Source organism: Acinetobacter sp. NRRL B-65365 (assembly GCF_001605865.1).
Lineage (GTDB): Bacteria > Pseudomonadota > Gammaproteobacteria > Pseudomonadales > Moraxellaceae > Acinetobacter > Acinetobacter vivianii.
Map to the genome: position 1 here is coordinate 73,171 of NZ_LRPD01000027.1, position 17,202 is coordinate 90,372.

At 39.6% G+C, this 17,202-nt stretch carries 20 protein-coding genes; 11 read left to right on the forward strand and 9 right to left on the reverse strand.

All coding sequences use genetic code 11. From position 1 onward, the window contains the following. Positions 1-134 precede the first annotated feature (134 nt). Positions 135-824: an N-acetylmuramate alpha-1-phosphate uridylyltransferase MurU gene (murU, locus tag AWW72_RS11685; protein ID WP_004772536.1), complete on the reverse strand. Its 690-nt coding sequence runs from the start codon at positions 822-824 to the stop codon at positions 135-137. Next, entirely contained in the window at positions 824-1,837 is a 1,014-nt protein-coding gene (locus AWW72_RS11690) for an aminoglycoside phosphotransferase family protein (RefSeq protein ID WP_004772537.1), read from the reverse strand. Before AWW72_RS11690 ends, murU begins: the two co-directional genes overlap by 1 nt. A 118-nt stretch (positions 1,838-1,955) precedes the next feature. Between AWW72_RS11690 and AWW72_RS11695 the strand changes: the two genes are divergently transcribed. Further along, a complete protein-coding gene (locus AWW72_RS11695; protein WP_062847446.1) occupies positions 1,956-4,427 on the forward strand; it encodes an LPS-assembly protein LptD in 2,472 nt (823 codons plus the stop codon). Further along, positions 4,427-5,743 carry a peptidylprolyl isomerase gene (locus AWW72_RS11700; protein ID WP_005257935.1) on the forward strand — a complete coding sequence of 439 codons (1,317 nt, stop codon included), beginning with the start codon at positions 4,427-4,429 and terminating at the stop codon, positions 5,741-5,743. Before AWW72_RS11695 ends, AWW72_RS11700 begins: the two co-directional genes overlap by 1 nt. Positions 5,744-5,858: 115 nt before the next feature. On the opposite strand, the gene fba is transcribed toward AWW72_RS11700, so the two are convergent. The 3 genes from fba to AWW72_RS11715 form a co-directional block, all read right to left on the reverse strand. Continuing rightward, entirely contained in the window at positions 5,859-6,896 is a 1,038-nt protein-coding gene (gene fba / locus AWW72_RS11705; protein ID WP_062847447.1) for a class II fructose-bisphosphate aldolase, read from the reverse strand. Between the two features lie 213 nt (positions 6,897-7,109). After that, positions 7,110-8,261: an ATP-dependent RNA helicase RhlB gene (gene rhlB / locus AWW72_RS11710; protein WP_005257937.1), complete on the reverse strand. Its 1,152-nt coding sequence runs from the start codon at positions 8,259-8,261 to the stop codon at positions 7,110-7,112. A gap of 101 nt (positions 8,262-8,362) precedes the next feature. Next, positions 8,363-8,575, reverse strand: a complete 213-nt coding sequence (locus AWW72_RS11715; protein WP_004653893.1) for a cold-shock protein — start codon at positions 8,573-8,575, stop codon at positions 8,363-8,365. Positions 8,576-8,931: 356 nt separating this feature from the next. Between AWW72_RS11715 and AWW72_RS11720 the strand changes: the two genes are divergently transcribed. From AWW72_RS11720 to AWW72_RS11740, 5 genes are all read left to right on the forward strand, one after another. Beyond that, positions 8,932-9,171 carry a sulfurtransferase TusA family protein gene (locus AWW72_RS11720; protein ID WP_062847461.1) on the forward strand — a complete coding sequence of 80 codons (240 nt, stop codon included), beginning with the start codon at positions 8,932-8,934 and terminating at the stop codon, positions 9,169-9,171. Positions 9,172-9,302: 131 nt separating this feature from the next. Beyond that, the gene (gene rpoH / locus AWW72_RS11725) at positions 9,303-10,172 is read left to right on the forward strand and encodes an RNA polymerase sigma factor RpoH (RefSeq protein ID WP_062847448.1); all 870 of its coding nucleotides are present in this window, start codon (positions 9,303-9,305) and stop codon (positions 10,170-10,172) included. A 107-nt stretch (positions 10,173-10,279) separates the two neighbouring features. Beyond that, positions 10,280-10,645 (forward strand): DUF423 domain-containing protein, encoded by a 366-nt coding sequence (locus AWW72_RS11730; protein WP_062847449.1) that lies wholly within the window; start codon positions 10,280-10,282, stop codon positions 10,643-10,645. 9 nt (positions 10,646-10,654) lie between these two features. Beyond that, complete coding sequence (gene thiS, locus AWW72_RS11735) at positions 10,655-10,852, forward strand: sulfur carrier protein ThiS (RefSeq protein WP_004639327.1); 198 nt, start codon at positions 10,655-10,657, stop codon at positions 10,850-10,852. A 23-nt stretch (positions 10,853-10,875) separates the two neighbouring features. Beyond that, entirely contained in the window at positions 10,876-11,661 is a 786-nt protein-coding gene (locus tag AWW72_RS11740) for a thiazole synthase (protein WP_062847450.1), read from the forward strand. Positions 11,662-11,893: 232 nt separating this feature from the next. Here the strand turns inward: AWW72_RS11740 and AWW72_RS11745 are convergent, their stop codons facing one another. From AWW72_RS11745 to yaaA, 4 genes are read right to left on the reverse strand one after another with little or no spacing between them, the layout of a single operon-like run. Beyond that, complete coding sequence (locus tag AWW72_RS11745; RefSeq protein ID WP_249409170.1) at positions 11,894-12,415, reverse strand: hypothetical protein; 522 nt, start codon at positions 12,413-12,415, stop codon at positions 11,894-11,896. 13 nt (positions 12,416-12,428) lie between these two features. Beyond that, positions 12,429-13,049, reverse strand: a complete 621-nt coding sequence (locus AWW72_RS11750) for an HD domain-containing protein (RefSeq protein ID WP_062847451.1) — start codon at positions 13,047-13,049, stop codon at positions 12,429-12,431. 9 nt (positions 13,050-13,058) lie between these two features. Further along, the gene (locus tag AWW72_RS11755; protein ID WP_062847452.1) at positions 13,059-13,322 is read right to left on the reverse strand and encodes a hypothetical protein; all 264 of its coding nucleotides are present in this window, start codon (positions 13,320-13,322) and stop codon (positions 13,059-13,061) included. 21 nt (positions 13,323-13,343) lie between these two features. After that, the gene (yaaA, locus tag AWW72_RS11760) at positions 13,344-14,126 is read right to left on the reverse strand and encodes a peroxide stress protein YaaA (RefSeq protein WP_062847453.1); all 783 of its coding nucleotides are present in this window, start codon (positions 14,124-14,126) and stop codon (positions 13,344-13,346) included. 125 nt (positions 14,127-14,251) lie between these two features. Here yaaA and AWW72_RS11765 point away from each other — a divergent pair, with 125 nt between their 5' ends. From AWW72_RS11765 to AWW72_RS11780, 4 genes are all read left to right on the forward strand, one after another. Continuing rightward, on the forward strand, positions 14,252-14,881 hold the full coding sequence (locus AWW72_RS11765; RefSeq protein ID WP_005257957.1) for an alpha/beta hydrolase: 630 nt from the start codon (positions 14,252-14,254) through the stop codon (positions 14,879-14,881). A 90-nt stretch (positions 14,882-14,971) separates the two neighbouring features. After that, the gene (locus AWW72_RS11770) at positions 14,972-16,042 is read left to right on the forward strand and encodes a DUF2157 domain-containing protein (protein WP_062847454.1); all 1,071 of its coding nucleotides are present in this window, start codon (positions 14,972-14,974) and stop codon (positions 16,040-16,042) included. Positions 16,043-16,195: 153 nt separating this feature from the next. After that, entirely contained in the window at positions 16,196-16,579 is a 384-nt protein-coding gene (locus AWW72_RS11775) for a DUF7684 family protein (RefSeq protein ID WP_062847455.1), read from the forward strand. Between the two features lie 12 nt (positions 16,580-16,591). Continuing rightward, the gene (locus AWW72_RS11780; RefSeq protein ID WP_004772559.1) at positions 16,592-17,050 is read left to right on the forward strand and encodes a DIP1984 family protein; all 459 of its coding nucleotides are present in this window, start codon (positions 16,592-16,594) and stop codon (positions 17,048-17,050) included. Positions 17,051-17,202: the final 152 nt, after the last annotated feature.

Below are 17,202 nucleotides of genomic sequence, written 5' to 3' on the forward strand. Positions count from 1 at the left end.
CATTTCTGATACAAGGCACAGTAGAACTTGTTGAACGATTATGCAGTTAATCATTTACAAGCATGATAAACTGCACAATCCATTAAGTTTTTGTCTTTTCTTAGGCAAATCAAAGATAGACAAAGCAATTTTTGTTATACGAAAGCGCCTTGCTTGATTTGTTGATCAAGCTGTTCTAAACGCTCAGGTGTTCCCACATCAACCCAGATCGCCTGCATCTTTTCTGCTGAAACTTGCTGCTGTTGCATCGCCTGTTTCAACAATGGTGCCAAAGGTCGCTTGCCATTTTCTAGCCCAGTAAACATGTGTGGCGCTAAAACAGCAACACCACTATAGGTTAAGGCTTCGCCCAACTGCTCCTGCTCAAAAGTATAAGCTAAATCATTTGCCAGGATGAAGTCTCCTTTTAAATGTTGAGGCGGGTTTTCGACCAAAACCAAATGCGCCTGCTTATCTTCTAACTGAACATTTAACAGCGTTGAAAAGTCCATCGTGGTCCAGACATCCCCATTCACCAAAATGAACGGCTCCTCACCCAGCAATGGCAAAGCATTGATGATACCGCCTGCTGTTTCCAGACCTTCGCCTTCGTGTGACCACAAGATAGTGACACCAAATTGTGAACCATCACCTAAAGCAGCAACAAGCTTATCGCCTAACCAAGCCGTATTGATCACAATCTCTGTGACACCAACCTTCTGCAACTTTTCAATATGCCAGACAATCAGCGGTTTCCCACCGACTTCGAGCAAAGGTTTTGGCGTATGCAAAGTCAGTGGACGCATGCGATTGCCTAAACCAGCAGCAAGAATCATCGCTTTCATTATGCTGCTACCTCGTAATCACCATATTGCGCAATAAACTTAGGCATGACAACGTCACGGATAAATTGCATAAAGTCATTCAACTCATCATAACCTTGGCTTTCTTCAAGTAAGTACCACATCACTCGCGGTAAATCTTTTAAGTAACCTGATTTGCCATCACGTTCGAATAAACGGACAAAAATACCTAAAATCTTGATGTGACGCTGAATCGCCATCAGGTCTGCATCACGCTTAAACTGATCAAAACTACGATTTTCTTTGGCAGAAGCGGGTAATAAGTTATAGAACACTTCAAACCATTGATAAACACGCTCAGCATTCCATTGCACGTAGGCATCACGCGTAATCGAAATCAGATCATAAGTATCTGCGCCAATCACAGCATCCTGAAAATCAATCACCCCTAATTCTTGTTCATTTTCAATTTTCATTAAATTACGACTATGAAAATCACGATGTACAATTACTTGCGGCTGCTGAGTTGCTTCGATCGCCAGAAAATCAAATGCTTGTTCAATGGTTTCCAACTGCTGCTCTGTCGGCTGAATCTTTAATGAAGGCAACATCCATTCAGTTAGCAAACGCATTTCAGTCATGAGCTTTTCATAAGAATAAGCTGGCAAATGAGCCTGCCCATCAATCTGTTGCAGCTCAATCAACTGTTTAAAGCTTTGAGCATAATACTCATCTACTGTTTTATCATTCAGTAATGTTGATAGCACCACATCACCAAAATCTTCCAGTAGCAATAAACCCAATGTCAGGTCTTTAGCCACGATATGCGGAACACGCACACCATTTTTGTCAAAGAACTCATCGATATTTACAAATGGTGCACAATCTTCTTTTTCAGGCGGCGCATCCATGAGCATATATGTTTTGTTTTGTAACTTAATTCGTGCATAACGACGAAAGCTTGCATCTCCTGCTAAAAAGTTGATCTCGAATTGATCAGATTGGAGAGTGGCTTGAAGCCAAGTTTGTATCAATTGTTCACGTTGTGTATTCATTTGCAATAAAATCTAAAACTAGCTGAGATTTTGAAAGCTTAAGTGTAGCCACTTATCAACTTTTTCTCTATGATGCGACAATAATTAATTGTGAATTAGCGTACTGGTTAATGAGACAATGAAACATCAGTTTAAATTTAATCCTTTAGCAACAGCTATTTTGACACTCTTGTGTGGCGGCTCGATTCAATCCAGTTTCGCGGCACAAGCTGATGCTGTCTCTACGCTTGACAACAAACAGCTCAAAGCAGCCATTCGAAATCAAGGACAGCAAGACCAAGAAAGTTATCCTGGGGAACATTTTTTCCAGCAATATTATGTAGACAAATCTGCACCAGAAGCCCAATTGCGTGATAACCGCTATTTAAGCTCTTCTTTTTGCCAAGGGACTTGGGTAACACCAATTAATCCTGAAACAAAAGCGGGAGATGCGAGTACCACAACTTCAGTGATTACCGCTGACTATGGACACTACAATCCAGCGGGCGATTCAGTTCTGCAAGGCAATGTCGTCATCGATCAGGAAGGCCGTACTATTCGTGCCGATCAGGTCACTATTGACTCAACACAAACGCATGCCAATGCCGAGGGTCGAGTACAACTTGCTCAATCAGGTCTCCTCACCCAAAGTGATGCAATTGACTATAATTTAAAGACCCAGACTGGGGATTTAAACAATAGTTTCTATATCTCAGAACAACAACATGCACATGGTCATGCCACTCAGATCAAACGTGCCAACGAAAATCTGGTGATCTTTAAAGATGCAAGTTATACCGCATGTCCACCAGAACAAAAACCAGCATGGAAAATCCAGGCCAAAGAGATTGAGTTAAATCAGGATACAGGTCGTGGTGTCACACGCGGTACAAAATTCTATGTTAAAGATGTGCCCGTACTTGCCGTTCCGTATTTCAATTTCCCAATTGATGACCGCCGTACTACAGGTTTACTGAGTCCAAGCTTTGGCTATAGTAATGATGGTGGCGCACAACTTGCCGCACCAGTTTATCTAAACCTTGCACCGAATTACGATCTTACGCTCACACCAAGCTTTATGAGTAAACGTGGGGCGAAATTAGATGCTGAATTCCGCTACATGACCGAAAGCTTTGGTTCTGGTCGTATTTGGGGTGGTTATATTGCTCAAGATAATCAATATGACAATGAAGACCGTGAAGACCTCCACTTTCTCCATAACTGGAGAATCAATGATCAATGGTCGACCAATCTAGAATATAACTACGCATCAGATAAAGATTATTTTTCAGACTTTAATAACAACCCCAACACACGTACAGATCTAAATTTACGTCGTGCCTGGGAACTGAATTATGGTAATGGTATCCCTGGTCTTAGAGCTCAGTTAAAAGTCGAAGACTTCCAGACCTTGGATAAAACGATTAAAGATGCAGATAAACCTTATGCGCGATTGCCGCAATTCTTATTAAATTATGTCACTGGTGATCCACAAGGCCTCCAATATGAATTTAATAATGATACCGCATACTTCAAGAAATCAATTGAAGATGGTTCCGCACTTGAATCAAGTGGTACCCGTATCTACAACCAGTTTGCAGTTCGATATAATTATCTAACGCCATCATGGTTCTATGTCGTTCCAGAAGTTTCTGTTCGCAGTATCAATACTTTCTTCGATCAGGATTCAAAAGAAGGCCGTGGATTATCAGCTTCAGATGACTTAGAAAAATCAGTTGTCGTTCCTCAATTTACACTTGCTACAGGAATGACATTTGAAAAAGATGGTAAGTACTTACAAAGCATTTCACCTCGTGCTTTCTATGCTTATTCACCATATAAAAAACAGGATGATCATCCAAACTTTGACTCTACTTCAGCGTCAATCAATTACGACCAACTATTTAACCCCTACCGTTTCTATGGTCATGACCGTTTAGATGACAATAACTTCCTATCACTTGGCGTGACTTATAGCCTTTTAGATACGGAAGGTTTAGAACGTATCAAAGCAAGTGTTGGACAAAGTTACTATTTCAGTGATCGTCGTGTAAGCCTAAACGAAAAACTAGATGAATTTGATACACAACGCCGTACAGGCCCGATTGTGAGTTTATCTAGCCAGCTCAACCAGAACGTTACGATCAGTTCAAATGCTGCATGGATGTCAAACGGTGACAATGCACAGCGCGATTTCCAAGCCTACTATACAGGCGACAAAGGTAATCTCTATAACTTAGGCTATTTCTACCGCAAAGATATTCCTGATCGTCAAAATTCTTACGATCAAGTGGTTGCATCCTTTATACAACCTGTAAAAGACAATTGGCGTATTATGGGTCATGCTCAATACGACATCGACAACAATGTCATGCGCGAATATCTACTTGGCGTAAATTATGAATCTTGTTGTTGGGCTGTGTCAGTCTATGGCCGTTCTTACTATAACGATCTGGATGATCCAAATACCCCAGACGTTCGTAAAAAGAATGCGGTTATGGCTGAATTCACGCTAAAAGGTCTTGGTGCTTTAAACAATAAGCTCGCTTCACTTCTGGAGAATAGAGTTTTAGGTTTCAACAAAATTAATCAATCTTGGACACAACGTTAATGAAGATAAAACCTTTTCAACATATCTTTAGAGCCACTGTTCTCGCTGCCCTAATTTCTTCATCAATGCAAAGCTTTGCTCAACCAACGGATGAGGTTGTTGCAATTGTGGATAGTAGTGTCATTCTTAAAAGTGATTTAGAACAAGGTGTTGCTGAAACAGAACACCAATTAAAAGCACAAAACAAAACTGTTCCACCGCAACAATACTTGCAAATGCAGGTTTTAGATCAACTGATTGTACGTCAAGCGCAACTGGAACAGGTTAAGCGTTACGGTATTAAAGCTGATGAGAAAAGCTTGAATGCTGCTGTACTGAAAGTTGCAAATCAGTCGGGTGCAAACTCACTAGAAGCTTTTCAGCAAAAGCTAGATGCTATTGCACCAGGTACTTACGAAAACTTGCGTAACCGTGTTGCGGAAGATCTTGCAATTGGCCGTTTACGTCAGCAACAAGTGATGTCACGTATTAAAATCAGTGACCATGATGTTGAAAACTTCCTGAAATCACCAGAAGGTCAAGCTGCACTGGGTACACAAGTTCACGTCATCCATATGCGTATCTCTGGTGATAATACCAATGATGTACAGCAAGTCGCTCAGCAGGTTAAACAATCACTCACTACCAGTGATGACCCTAAAGCGATTAGCAGCAAGTTTTCAACTGGTGCTGTAAAAGTAGATGGTCTTGATATGGGCTTCCGTTCATTATCAGAGATTCCAACAGAATTGGCAGCACGTATAACTCCACTTCAAGTGGGACAAACAACCGAGCTAATCAATGTACGTGATGGAACACACGTATTAAAGTTATTAGAACGTAAGCAAAATGAACAAAAAGCGCTGGTTCCACAATACAAGACTCGCCATATTCTGATTCAACCATCAGAAGTCGTGAGCTTAGATCGCGCCAAGCAAATGATTGATAGCCTCTACAATCGTGCTAAAGCGGGCGATGATTTCGCAACCTTGGCAGCTACTTATTCAAATGATACAGGCTCTGCACGTGATGGCGGTAGCTTAGGCTGGGTTAGCCCAGGTGTGATGGTGCCTGAGTTTGAAAAAGTAATGAAAGAGACACCTGTTGGTCAAGTTAGCCAACCCTTCCAAAGTCAATTTGGCTGGCACATTCTGCAAGTCACAGATACTCGTCAACAAGATATGACCAAAGAAGTGCAAGAGCGTATGGCACGTCAAATCTTGGGCGAACGTCAGTTTGATACTGAAGTAGACAGCTGGATGCGTGAACTTCGCGCCAATGCTTATGTTGAAATCAAAGATGCTAACCTAGACTCTAAAGCTCAGCAAAAAAAGTAAGTTGAGCTTAAGTGAAGTGAAAATGTCAGCCACGTGCTGGCATTTTTATTACCCAGAAAAATACAAATAAAAAAAATAGCGGCAATTGCCGCTATTTTTCTACATTACAAATCAATTATTTGTAACGATCAACCATTTTCTCTAAAGAAATTGGACGAATTTTGTCTGCATGACCTGCTGTACTGAATGCTTCGTAACGAGCAACACAGATTTCTTTCATTGCTTCAACAGTTTCACCAAAGAATTTACGTGGATCAAATTCACTTGGTTTTTCTGCCATCATACGACGCATTGCACCCGTAGAAGCCAAACGTAAATCGGTATCAATATTAATCTTACGCACACCATGTTTAATCGCTTCTACAAGCTGATCTACAGGCACACCATAAGTTTCTTTAATATCACCACCGTACTGGTTAATCACAGCTAACCATTCTTGCGGCACAGAGCTTGAACCATGCATTACAAGATGCGTGTTTGGCAATGCAGCATGAATTTCTTTGATACGGTCAATTGCAAGAATATCGCCTGTAGGTGGACGAGTAAACTTATACGCACCGTGTGAAGTACCAACAGCAATTGCCAAAGCATCCACATTGGTATCAGCAACGAATTGAGTCGCTTCTTCAACAGAAGTTAGTAATTGAGAGTGATCAAGTACGCCTTCAGCGCCAACACCATCTTCTTCACCAGCCATACCAGTTTCAAGGCTACCTAAGCAACCAATCTCACCTTCAACTGAAACACCACAAGCATGCGCCATTGCAACCACACGACGGGTTACATCAACGTTATAATCATAAGATGTTGGTGTCTTACCATCCGCACCCAATGAACCATCCATCATAACTGAGCTAAAGCCCAACTGGATCGAACGTTGGCAAACATCTGGACTTGTACCATGATCTTGGTGCATTACCACTGGAATATGTGGCCACTCTTCAATCGCAGCTAAAATAAGATGACGTAAGAAAGGTGCACCTGCATATTTACGCGCACCAGCTGAAGCTTGCACGATCACAGGTGAATTTGTTGCATCCGCAGCGAGCATGATTGCACGCATTTGTTCTAAGTTGTTTACGTTAAACGCTGGTACGCCGTAGTTATATTCTGCAGCGTGATCCAAGAGCTGGCGCATTGAGATTAGAGCCATAATATCCTCCCAGGTAATGCGCCATATTCTACATGTTGATTTATTTCAATTCAGCAACTAATCACAGGAATTATAAAAAAATCTTTAATCTTTTGTGTAATTTGAGTAGCAAATCTTACTAAATAATAAAAAAGACCAAATCACAAAATAATTTGGTCTTTTTTTGAAAAACTTTCTCTGTCAGAAATCGCTTAAATCAAAGTAGTTTCAGACTTAGCAATAACCATCCAGACGCGTTAAAGGCAATTTCTTACCAATCGCTTTTTCAATTTCAGGCAAATAGAAAGCATCATCTTCCGATAAGAAGCTAATACTTACACCCTGCGCACCTGCACGACCGGTACGACCAATACGATGTACATAGTCATCAGACTGTTCAGGTAAGGTAAAGTTAATCACGTGCGAAACGCCATCCACATGGATACCACGACCCGCAACATCAGTCGCGATCATAATATTGTTCTTACCTTGCTTAAATTGATCCAGCATCTTCAAACGCTTATCTTGTGCAATTTCGCCCGACAACATACCAACACGATAACCATCACGCTTTAAATGATCATACAAACGACGCACCTGATCACGACGATTCGCAAAGATCATCACCTTATCAATCGGTTCTTCGCGCAAAATCTCTTGCAATAGTTTGTATTTATCTTCTTTCGCAACCACATACACACGCTGTTCAACGTCATTATTGGTTTTTTGCTCAGGTTCAATTTCTACCGTAACCGGCTCAAATAACCATTGACGTGCAAGATTAAGAACATCATAGCTAAATGTTGCAGAGAACATTAAAGTTTGGCGTTGCTCTTTAAATGGTGAAAAACGAACAATTCTCTTTACTGACGGGATAAAGCCCATATCGAGCAAGCGATCTGCTTCATCAATGACCAAGAATTCAATTTTATCTAACCAGACTTCTTTTTGCTCGACAAAATCAATTAGACGACCAGGAGTAGCCACAATAATATCGACAAAATTACGGTCTAACATTTTCTTTTGTTTTTCAAAATCTACGCCACCCAACAAAGTGACCAGATGTAAATTTGAAAATTTGGTTAATGCTTGTGCATCACTTTCGATCTGTAACGCTAACTCACGAGTTGGCGCTAAAATTAACGCACGTGGCTCACCACGAAAACGCTGTTCTTGAACTGGATTATTTAACAGATCATTGATCACGCTAATCAAAAAAGCAGCGGTTTTACCCGTACCCGTTTGCGCTCGACCAATGGCATCATGCCCTGCTAATGTATATTTTAAAACCTTTTGCTGAATTGGGGTCATTTTTGTAAAACCCAAAGCATCAATCGCTTTCTTCAACTGCGGATGTAAATTTAAGGTTTCAAAACCAGACGTCATATATGCTCTCGAACCATCAATGACCAAAAGAAAGTGGCTATTATAAACAAAAACGCCCCAAATTACATTGGAGCGTTTTTATATTGCGTTAAAGCAACAAATTAGTCTAAAGGCTGAACGTTTTCAGCCTGGAAACCTTTTTGTCCTTGAACAACACTGAATTCTACGCGTTGGCCGTCACGTAAAGAACGGTGGCCATCACCCATAATTGCGCGGAAATGAACGAATACGTCATCACCACCATTACGCTGAATAAAACCAAAGCCTTTAGTGTCGTTAAACCACTTTACTACGCCTTGTTCACGAGCTGTCATAAGTCAATCCTCAGATATTGAAAGATAAGGACCTTCCGGTGTTGCAAACAGCAGAGCCAACAAGGTTTTAAAATATTTATAATTTTAAAGCTTGTAATCATTCTGTAAAACTATCAACAATTTCCGGTTACATCCATTTGTTATAGGGTTTATTACATTAATATTGTATTAAACTCTTCCTAAAACGCATCGAGCTTAGCACGGGTTTATGACAATTAATAGGATTATTTTTAGTTATTTCCACATGTTCTATCAGGTTTTTTCAATAATTTAGCTGTTTTTTTAATGAAATTTTTATCATAAAAATTACGCGAAAATTTGTTAACATACGTTTGAATGGAACAATTTAAATGCTTATGACTGGTACACCAAATTCACCTGAAATTATTGATGCCTTGGGACAACCCTGCCCAATGCCCCTATTGATGTTAAAGCGCGCTTTAAAAAAAGCAGACCGTCCAACACAGTTTTTATTGAAATCATCAGATCCACACAGTGAAATTGATGTAACACGATATTGCCAAATTCAGCAACTTCAGTGCCAGACACAAAAAATTTCAGACAATGAATTTCACTATTTAATTGAATCTATATGATTCTTTGCTAAACTCTTGGTAAAGATAAAATAGTTAACTTTACATTTCTATACTCAAATTTCCTTAGTGATGAAGAACATTCGCATTAAGATGAAATTGTTGACTCAAATACCATCCTATAAGGAGACTCCATGACTACTGACAGCAGCAATCAATTGATGCCCCTGTCATTGTCTGCGCCAGGCGTAAACCTTGGTGCATATATCAGTACTGTCAATCAAATTCCAATTTTAACGGCCGAGCAGGAAAAAGAACTTGCTGAGCGTTATTATTATGACCAAGACCTTGATGCTGCCAAACTTTTGGTAATGTCACACCTCCGCTTTGTCGTACATATTGCACGTAGCTATGCAGGTTACGGATTACCACAAGGTGATCTCATCCAAGAGGGTAACCTCGGGTTAATGAAAGCAGTTAAGCGCTTTGATCCGAATATGGGCGTTCGCTTAGTTTCTTTTGCAGTGCACTGGATTAAAGCTGAAATTCATGAATATGTGATTCGTAACTGGCGTATCGTTAAAATCGCGACCACCAAGGCACAACGTAAATTATTCTTTAATTTACGTAGCCTCAAGAAATCAAGTAAACGATTGACGCTAGAAGAAGCAAAATCGATTGCTAATGATTTAAAAGTAACACCTGAGCAGGTGTTAGAAATGGAAGGTCGTTTAACCGCTTATGATGCTGCTTTTGAAGCGCAAGGCGATGATGATGACGATACACCACATACTGCTCCAGCGTTGTATTTAGAAGATAATCGTTACGATCCAGCACGCCTAGTTGAAGAAGAAGACTACGAAGAGCAAAGTACTTCTGCTTTACACGAGGCAATGGATCAGCTTGATGACCGTTCGCGTAATATTCTGCAACGTCGCTGGTTAGATGATGATAAGTCAACTTTGCATGAGTTGGCGGCTGAATATAACGTTTCTGCTGAGCGTATCCGCCAGTTAGAAAAGAATGCAATGGAAAAAATCAAAACCGCTATGTCAGCGAGTTAAGATTAAATCAAACACAAGGGCTTTCATGCCCTTTTGTTTTATCTGGCTTTGTTTAAACATCCGAATATGTTAACTTTGTTCATCAAGTTTCTTGTTCCATTCTCATTATGTGGATAGCAATCTCGGCGCTTAATCTTGCGCTTGCAGTCATGGTCGGTGCTTTCGGTGCGCATGGTCTTAAATCTTTTGCTACACCAGAGCAGCTTGCTTGGTGGGGTACAGCAACCCAGTACTTTTTCTATCATGCGTTGGGCTTACTGATTTTAGGTGTCCTACATAAAACCACGCCAACATTCTCTATAAAAATTCCTTATATTTTGATCCAAATTGGCATCACCTTTTTCTGTGGTTCGTTGTACATTATGGCGCTTGGTCTACCGAGAATCTTAGGTGCAATCACCCCAATTGGCGGTGCATTTATGATTGCAGGCTGGGTAATACTCGCATGGCAAGCGATTAAGCATGCGAAATAAGGATTTATCATGCACATCTATTTAAATGGCGAGTCAACAGACACGTCTTGTGAAAATCTACAGCAACTCATTCAAAGCTTGGCGCTTGAAGGTAAACGCTTCGCTGTAGAGAAGAACCAACAGATTATTCCGAAAAGTAGACTTGAGCAGACCTTAATTGCTCCTGAAGATCGTATTGAAATTATTCAAGCTGTTGGTGGCGGCTAATTGGCTAAAAATGGAGTAAGCCCATGCAAGATTCCCCTTTAATTATTGGTTCACGTACATTTCAATCACGTTTATTGGTCGGAACTGGTAAATATAAAGATTTAAATGAAACCGATTTAGCCATTCAAGCAAGTGGTGCAGAAATTGTCACCGTTGCGATTCGTCGTGTAAATATCGGTCAGCATGCCGATCAACCGAATCTACTTTCAGTGATTCCACCTGAGAAATACACGATTTTGCCCAATACCGCAGGTTGTTTTGATGCAGATAGTGCGATTCGTACTTGTATGCTGGCACGTGAGCTACTTGATGGTCATAATCTGGTGAAATTAGAAGTACTCGGTGATGAAAAAACCTTATATCCAAATGTCACTGCAACCCTAAAAGCTGCACAGACCTTGATTGATAATGGTTTCGAAATCATGGTGTATACATCGGACGACCCGATTGTTGCTCAAGAACTTGAAAGCATGGGCTGTGTTGCGATTATGCCTTTGGGTAGTTTGATTGGTTCTGGTCTTGGTATTTTGAATCCACATACCATTTCAATCATTAAAGAAAATGCCAAGGTTCCTGTCTTGGTAGATGCGGGTGTTGGTACAGCCAGTGATGCAGCCATTGCAATGGAACTCGGTTGTGATGGCGTTCTTATGAATACGGCGATTGCTGCCGCTCAAAACCCGATTTTAATGGCTTCTGCGATGAAAAAAGCCGTTGAAGCAGGTCGTGAAGCATTTTTAGCAGGTCGTATGCCACGTAAGCGTATGGCGAATGCGAGTTCACCAGAAACTGGCTATTTCTTTAAGTAAGCAAAATATTAAAGGGAGCTTTTGGGCTCCCTTTTTTAATCGCCAAAACACTCATTTCTTTCTAGCATTTTAATGCTATCTGTAATGAACTTTTTATATCATTCACAATATATTTTGGTGCAAGGATAAACAAAAGCATTTCAGCCCAATACGGCTCACTCTTAGCATACACTTCCATCGATAATTTTTTCATTAATTGGCAATAATCATGATAAGCAATGCGGTGAGTTTTTTAGTTCACAGGACCATCAAACAAATTAAAAATCGTATTAAGTTCATATTGTGTTATATCAGCATTCCTTCCAATCGGTTGAGGATAAAACTCCTTTAATGTTGAATATTTAAACAACAACCAGTTTAAAGAATAAATGACTCTGGAATCATAAACTGCATAAGCCTGATGATCCATAAATGATGCTACTTTTGATAAAGAAGAGATCACTGAAAAAGTAGTTCTTGTTAAAGCACCTTTTGTAAGTTCATTTTCAAATTTAAGCAATAACAGATCATTTTTAGGATTTTGCTTAAAAGAACGTATACCTCCCCATTCTTGAATCAACCAGTACCGACCAGCTAAATCATCTGAATTCAATAAAGAATTGAAATTATGTTTTAAATAAATATTTTGCTCAAATATGGAGGCAAGATGCACAGGGATTGGTAATGGATTACTTTCTGGCAACTCCCATACAAAATATTTTTCTAACGGATGCTGTTTCGCTAGCTCTTTCAATATTTGAATTAGCTGATCCATGATTCTCTCAATTCTAAATATTTAATATTCGATTTAAATTTTGCTTCGCCCTTTGCTCAAAATTCTGTTGAAAATATTCCGTTTGATACAGTGGTTCTGCTTGATAAAAATGCGCTAAAACTTCTTTTCTTTTAATAGAATAAATCCCAGAATCTACCCAAGCATACTCTTTTTGAATCTGTTGTTCATATTCCTCAAAACGCGCTGGAGATGCAGCCAAGATCCCTAAATCAATATCCAGTAAAAATTGCAAATCCAACTCATCAGTCGATGCATGCTTTTGCGTCGCAACAATCCATCGCTTTATCTTTTGAAAAACATCTGCTGATAAATTATGAGCTACATATTGCTCAAATAGCTCGGCACTCTTCAATTCATTATCTTTCGCTTGCGGATCATAAACCGCATCATGGAACCAAAGTGCCAATGCAACAGCATTTGCATCATTCAAATTGGCTCGAATCGATTCAAGCAACACCAAACATTCATACAAATGCTGAACTGTATGATAAGCGCGCTGCTTTTCACTATAGGCAGCAATCAACTTATTAAAAATTTTCTGCGGTTCAGAAAAATGATAATACTGATGTAGCTCAAACCATGATTTTTCTAATACGGCTAAATATTGCTGCATTGCCAATTCTCACTGAATTGCTTTATTAAGCCATTTTGCTAAAGATTCAGCATCTTTACGCTCAAGAAAAAGCTGATACAAAGTGCAGGAACCAAGCTCTTGTTTTAGTTCCTGCTGGCGCATGGGATGATTACCAAATCGAAATCGTCGAGTACCATCTGTATCTAATGGTAATGCGTACACTCCATAACTGCGAGGTTCTGTTAATTGCCCTTTAACACAAACTTGATCAGACGATATTGCATACTTTAATAAATGCTCTTTGGTTAACATCCCACCCTGCCCAAGGCAAACTTACGCTGCGTGTTGCTCATCTCGCTTAAAGACCAACTCTTTATCCGATGAACTTTCAGCATCAAAGTAATAACCTTCACTATCAAATGCTTTTAATTGTTCTACTTGGCTTAATTTATTTTCAATCAAGTATCTTGCCATCAGACCACGCGCTTTTTTCGCATAGAAGCTAATGACTTTATATTTTCCGTTCTTCTGATCCAGAAATACTGGCTTAACAATTTCCGCCTGAATATTCTTTTCATTCACAGACTTATAATATTCGTCAGAGGCTAAATTTACCAATACTTTCGAATTAATTTCAGATAAATCTTGGTTAATTTGATCCGTAATGATGCTGCCCCAGAATTCATATAAATTATGCCCACGAGCATTTTTTAATTTAGTACCCATTTCTAAACGGTACGGCATCATCAAATCCAAAGGACGCAACAATCCATAAAGACCAGACAACATACGCAAATGCTGCTGGGCAAAATCAATATCTTGATCTTTTAAGTGATAAGCATCTAAACCAGTATACACATCCCCTTTAAAAGCAAACATCGCTTGGCGTGCATTGGAAAAATCAAAATCAGCATTCCAGTCACGGAAACGCTCTACATTTAAATTGGCAATTTTTTCGCTTACCGTCATTAACGACGCGATTTCAGTTGCCGAAAGCTTACGGCATACATCAATCAACTGCTGTGATTGTGCCAACAAACGTGGTTGAGTATATGTATCTGTAGGAAGTGCTGTTGTGTAATCAAGTGTTTTAGCAGGAGAAATTAAAGCAAGCATAATCAATCAAACATAAATTTATCTTGGTGAAACTATAACAGTTGATAATTTTTAATGCCAATTCGTGTTTTCATTCTTCATTATCGGTAAAATAGTGGATTCTTCCATTATCCATTGCGTATCTTATGTCTGAGCAATTATTCATCCAAGGTCCTGTTGGTCAAATTGAAATGTTTGTCGATCAACCTCAAGGTGAAGTCACAGGTTTTGCTGTTGTCTGCCATCCACATCCTTTGCAAGGCGGGACACCAAATCATAAAGTTCCTGTACTACTGGCTCAGATTTTTAATGAAATGGGCTGTGTAGTTTATCGTCCAAGTTTCCGTGGTCTGGCAGGCAGCGAAGGCACACATGACCAAGGGCACGGCGAGACTGATGACATTATGGCTGTGATTGAATATGCCCGCGAGAAGCATGCAGGTTTGACCTTCTATGCAGGTGGTTTTAGCTTTGGTTCACATGTTTTGGCAAAATGCCAAGCACAACTCAGCGATGAATTACGTCCAAAACAATTGGTGCTCTGTGGATTACCAACAGGTTCTGTGGTCGATTTACGCCACTATAAAACCCCTGCAATTGACGGCGATATCTTATTTGTTCATGGCGAGCAAGATGACATTACCTTGCTATCAGATATGATTGCATGGGCAAAGCCGCAAAAACATCCAATCACGATTTTGCCAGGTGCCAATCATTTCTTTACAGGTTACTTAAAACAGCTCAGACAAGTGATTGCTCGCTTTTTAAAACTGTAGACTTAACAACAAATTACTAAGAAAACTATACGTCTTTTCAATCCAATGTCTGTTATATCAGTATAGATGTACAGACATTCGGGTTCTTTAATGAAATTAAATAAAAAACAAGGACTTTTTTTAAAGCAAACCATTGAACAATGGCAACAACAAGGCACCATTACGCCTGATGTTGCCAATGAGTTAAAGCATAGTTTTTCGATTCGTCCTTTTGACTGGGAACGCTTGGCAAAATACTCTTTCTGGATTTCGATGATTTGTGCCGTGATTGCCATTGCCGCAATTACAGCGGATCAGTTCTTGATGGAACTGATTGAAAAAATATTTATTGATTCCAAAATCATTCCTTGTCTGATTTTTGCAGGAGTTGCGGCGGCCTTTTATGGCTTTGCATATCGTCGACGTAAAACCAAACCACTGCATCAATTTAGCAATGAAGCCATTATTTTTGCTGGTGTCCTTTCCACAGCAGCATCTGTTGCTTATTTCGGACAAGCGATTGATACAGGCAGCGGACATTTCTCTTTGTTATTCCTGCTCTCAACCCTCATTTATGCCGCTCTTGCCTTCTGGTTTCCATCCAAACTGATTTGGGTATTTTCATTACTTTCATTGGGTTCATGGTTTGGAACTGAAACAGGTTATATGTCTGGTTGGGGTGCATATTATCTAGGGATGAACTTCCCTTTACGGTTTGTGTTCTTTGGTGGAGTACTGATTGGATTAAGTCTTCTCTTTAAACGTTATGCGCATTTTAAAGACTTTGCGCACTCAACTTATGTCATGGGATTGCTTTATCTATTTATTGCCTTATGGCTTCTATCAATCTTTGGCAACTATGGTGACTTAAGTAGCTGGTATAACGTTAAACAATATGAGCTGTTGCATTGGGGTGTTTTATTCGCATTTATTGCCATCATTGCAATTGTCTATGGTTTGAAACATGACGATGCCACCTCACGTGGTTTTGGTATCACCTTCTTATTTATCAACCTATATACCAAGTACTTTGAGTTCTTCTGGAATGGTATGCATAAAGCCATTTTCTTTATTATATTGGCAGCATCTTTCTGGTGGTTAGGTCGACATGCCGAAAAACTCTGGAATTTAGAGTTTCTATCCAGCCCATCTCAAAATAAGAAAGATCGTCTAGGAGAATGATTACTGGAAGTCACTCTAATTCAAACCAAAGATGCGGAATACTGTAAGCTGCTGTGATTGATAAAATTGCATCGGCCTATAGCCGAAACCACAACGGGATTTGGTTGAAGTGGTGTATACACTAAGACAAGTGATGAATGTTAAGGGTTAGTTATGGAAAAGGATTGTTTAAATATTCAAAGCTATAGAATCAGAGCAAATGAGGAAGCCCATCTCGTGCTACCAGAGCAATCCTATTTCATCATCTTGATTGTCAATGCTGAAAAAATCCGACCTGAATGGCGTAATTGGATTTGTGAGCAGATTGTCTATTCAAAACGATGCATTCAAGCAATGGTGACAGGATATGAGTGCTCTATTTGGGATGATATCCTAGATGAAACCTATCTAGGTTTTTATAACTATCAACCACCAGTCAATCATTGCTTCATGACAACCTGGCATGAAAATGAAACTTTAGAAGATATTACGGAATTTGCAAAATTTAGTATGCAATTGGAAGATGTTTCAAACTTAGTCATTGTACATATTGAATAAAAGGTAAATAAAATGAAACTCGCAGAAGCGCTATTACTTCGAAGTGATCAACAAAAAAAGCTTGCTTCATTAAAACAACGGATCAATGCCAATGTGTTGGTACAAGATGGTGATGAACCAAGTGAAGATCCAAATGAGCTAATCAAACAAGTGTTTGCTTTAACCCAAGAAAGCAATCAATTGATTTGTCGTATTCATTTGACCAATGCACAAGCAAAATTAGAGGATGGTAAAATATTGCTATCCCTATTAAGCTTACGTGATAATTATGCAGAACAGCATAAAATTCTCGTTGATGCGATTGCCAATACCCATCGTGAATCTGATCGTTATAGTTCACGAGAGATTAAATGGAAAAAGGTTATCCCTGTTTCTAGCTTGCAAAAACAAGCCGATGATATCAGCGCGAAACTACGCGATTTAAATATCAAGATTCAGGCTGCCAATTGGCAGATTGATTTAGTCGAATAGACAACAGATTTTGTGAATTTAGTTCACAATCACAGTTTGGACATACTGGGCGAGTACAAGATCCTGCATCCGCTTGAGGGATTGAAAATAATTCAGGCGGCTACGGAAGCATGTGAGCCGTGCATCAATCTTCACAGATTAGGCTCAGCACC

Bases quoted from the DNA above. Each gene is read 5' to 3' on its own strand.
- murU (WP_004772536.1), bottom strand. From the start codon at position 824: ATGAAAGCGATGATTCTTGCTGCTGGTTTAGGCAATCGCATGCGTCCA.
- AWW72_RS11690 (WP_004772537.1), bottom strand. From the start codon at position 1,837: ATGAATACACAACGTGAACAATTGATACAAACTTGGCTTCAAGCCACT.
- AWW72_RS11695 (WP_062847446.1), top strand. From the start codon at position 1,956: ATGAAACATCAGTTTAAATTTAATCCTTTAGCAACAGCTATTTTGACA.
- AWW72_RS11700 (WP_005257935.1), top strand. From the start codon at position 4,427: ATGAAGATAAAACCTTTTCAACATATCTTTAGAGCCACTGTTCTCGCT.
- fba (WP_062847447.1), bottom strand. From the start codon at position 6,896: ATGGCTCTAATCTCAATGCGCCAGCTCTTGGATCACGCTGCAGAATAT.
- rhlB (WP_005257937.1), bottom strand. From the start codon at position 8,261: ATGACGTCTGGTTTTGAAACCTTAAATTTACATCCGCAGTTGAAGAAA.
- AWW72_RS11715 (WP_004653893.1), bottom strand. From the start codon at position 8,575: ATGACAGCTCGTGAACAAGGCGTAGTAAAGTGGTTTAACGACACTAAA.
- AWW72_RS11720 (WP_062847461.1), top strand. From the start codon at position 8,932: ATGACTGGTACACCAAATTCACCTGAAATTATTGATGCCTTGGGACAA.
- rpoH (WP_062847448.1), top strand. From the start codon at position 9,303: ATGACTACTGACAGCAGCAATCAATTGATGCCCCTGTCATTGTCTGCG.
- AWW72_RS11730 (WP_062847449.1), top strand. From the start codon at position 10,280: ATGTGGATAGCAATCTCGGCGCTTAATCTTGCGCTTGCAGTCATGGTC.
- thiS (WP_004639327.1), top strand. From the start codon at position 10,655: ATGCACATCTATTTAAATGGCGAGTCAACAGACACGTCTTGTGAAAAT.
- AWW72_RS11740 (WP_062847450.1), top strand. From the start codon at position 10,876: ATGCAAGATTCCCCTTTAATTATTGGTTCACGTACATTTCAATCACGT.
- AWW72_RS11745 (WP_249409170.1), bottom strand. From the start codon at position 12,415: ATGGATCAGCTAATTCAAATATTGAAAGAGCTAGCGAAACAGCATCCG.
- AWW72_RS11750 (WP_062847451.1), bottom strand. From the start codon at position 13,049: ATGCAGCAATATTTAGCCGTATTAGAAAAATCATGGTTTGAGCTACAT.
- AWW72_RS11755 (WP_062847452.1), bottom strand. From the start codon at position 13,322: ATGTTAACCAAAGAGCATTTATTAAAGTATGCAATATCGTCTGATCAA.
- yaaA (WP_062847453.1), bottom strand. From the start codon at position 14,126: ATGCTTGCTTTAATTTCTCCTGCTAAAACACTTGATTACACAACAGCA.
- AWW72_RS11765 (WP_005257957.1), top strand. From the start codon at position 14,252: ATGTCTGAGCAATTATTCATCCAAGGTCCTGTTGGTCAAATTGAAATG.
- AWW72_RS11770 (WP_062847454.1), top strand. From the start codon at position 14,972: ATGAAATTAAATAAAAAACAAGGACTTTTTTTAAAGCAAACCATTGAA.
- AWW72_RS11775 (WP_062847455.1), top strand. From the start codon at position 16,196: ATGGAAAAGGATTGTTTAAATATTCAAAGCTATAGAATCAGAGCAAAT.
- AWW72_RS11780 (WP_004772559.1), top strand. From the start codon at position 16,592: ATGAAACTCGCAGAAGCGCTATTACTTCGAAGTGATCAACAAAAAAAG.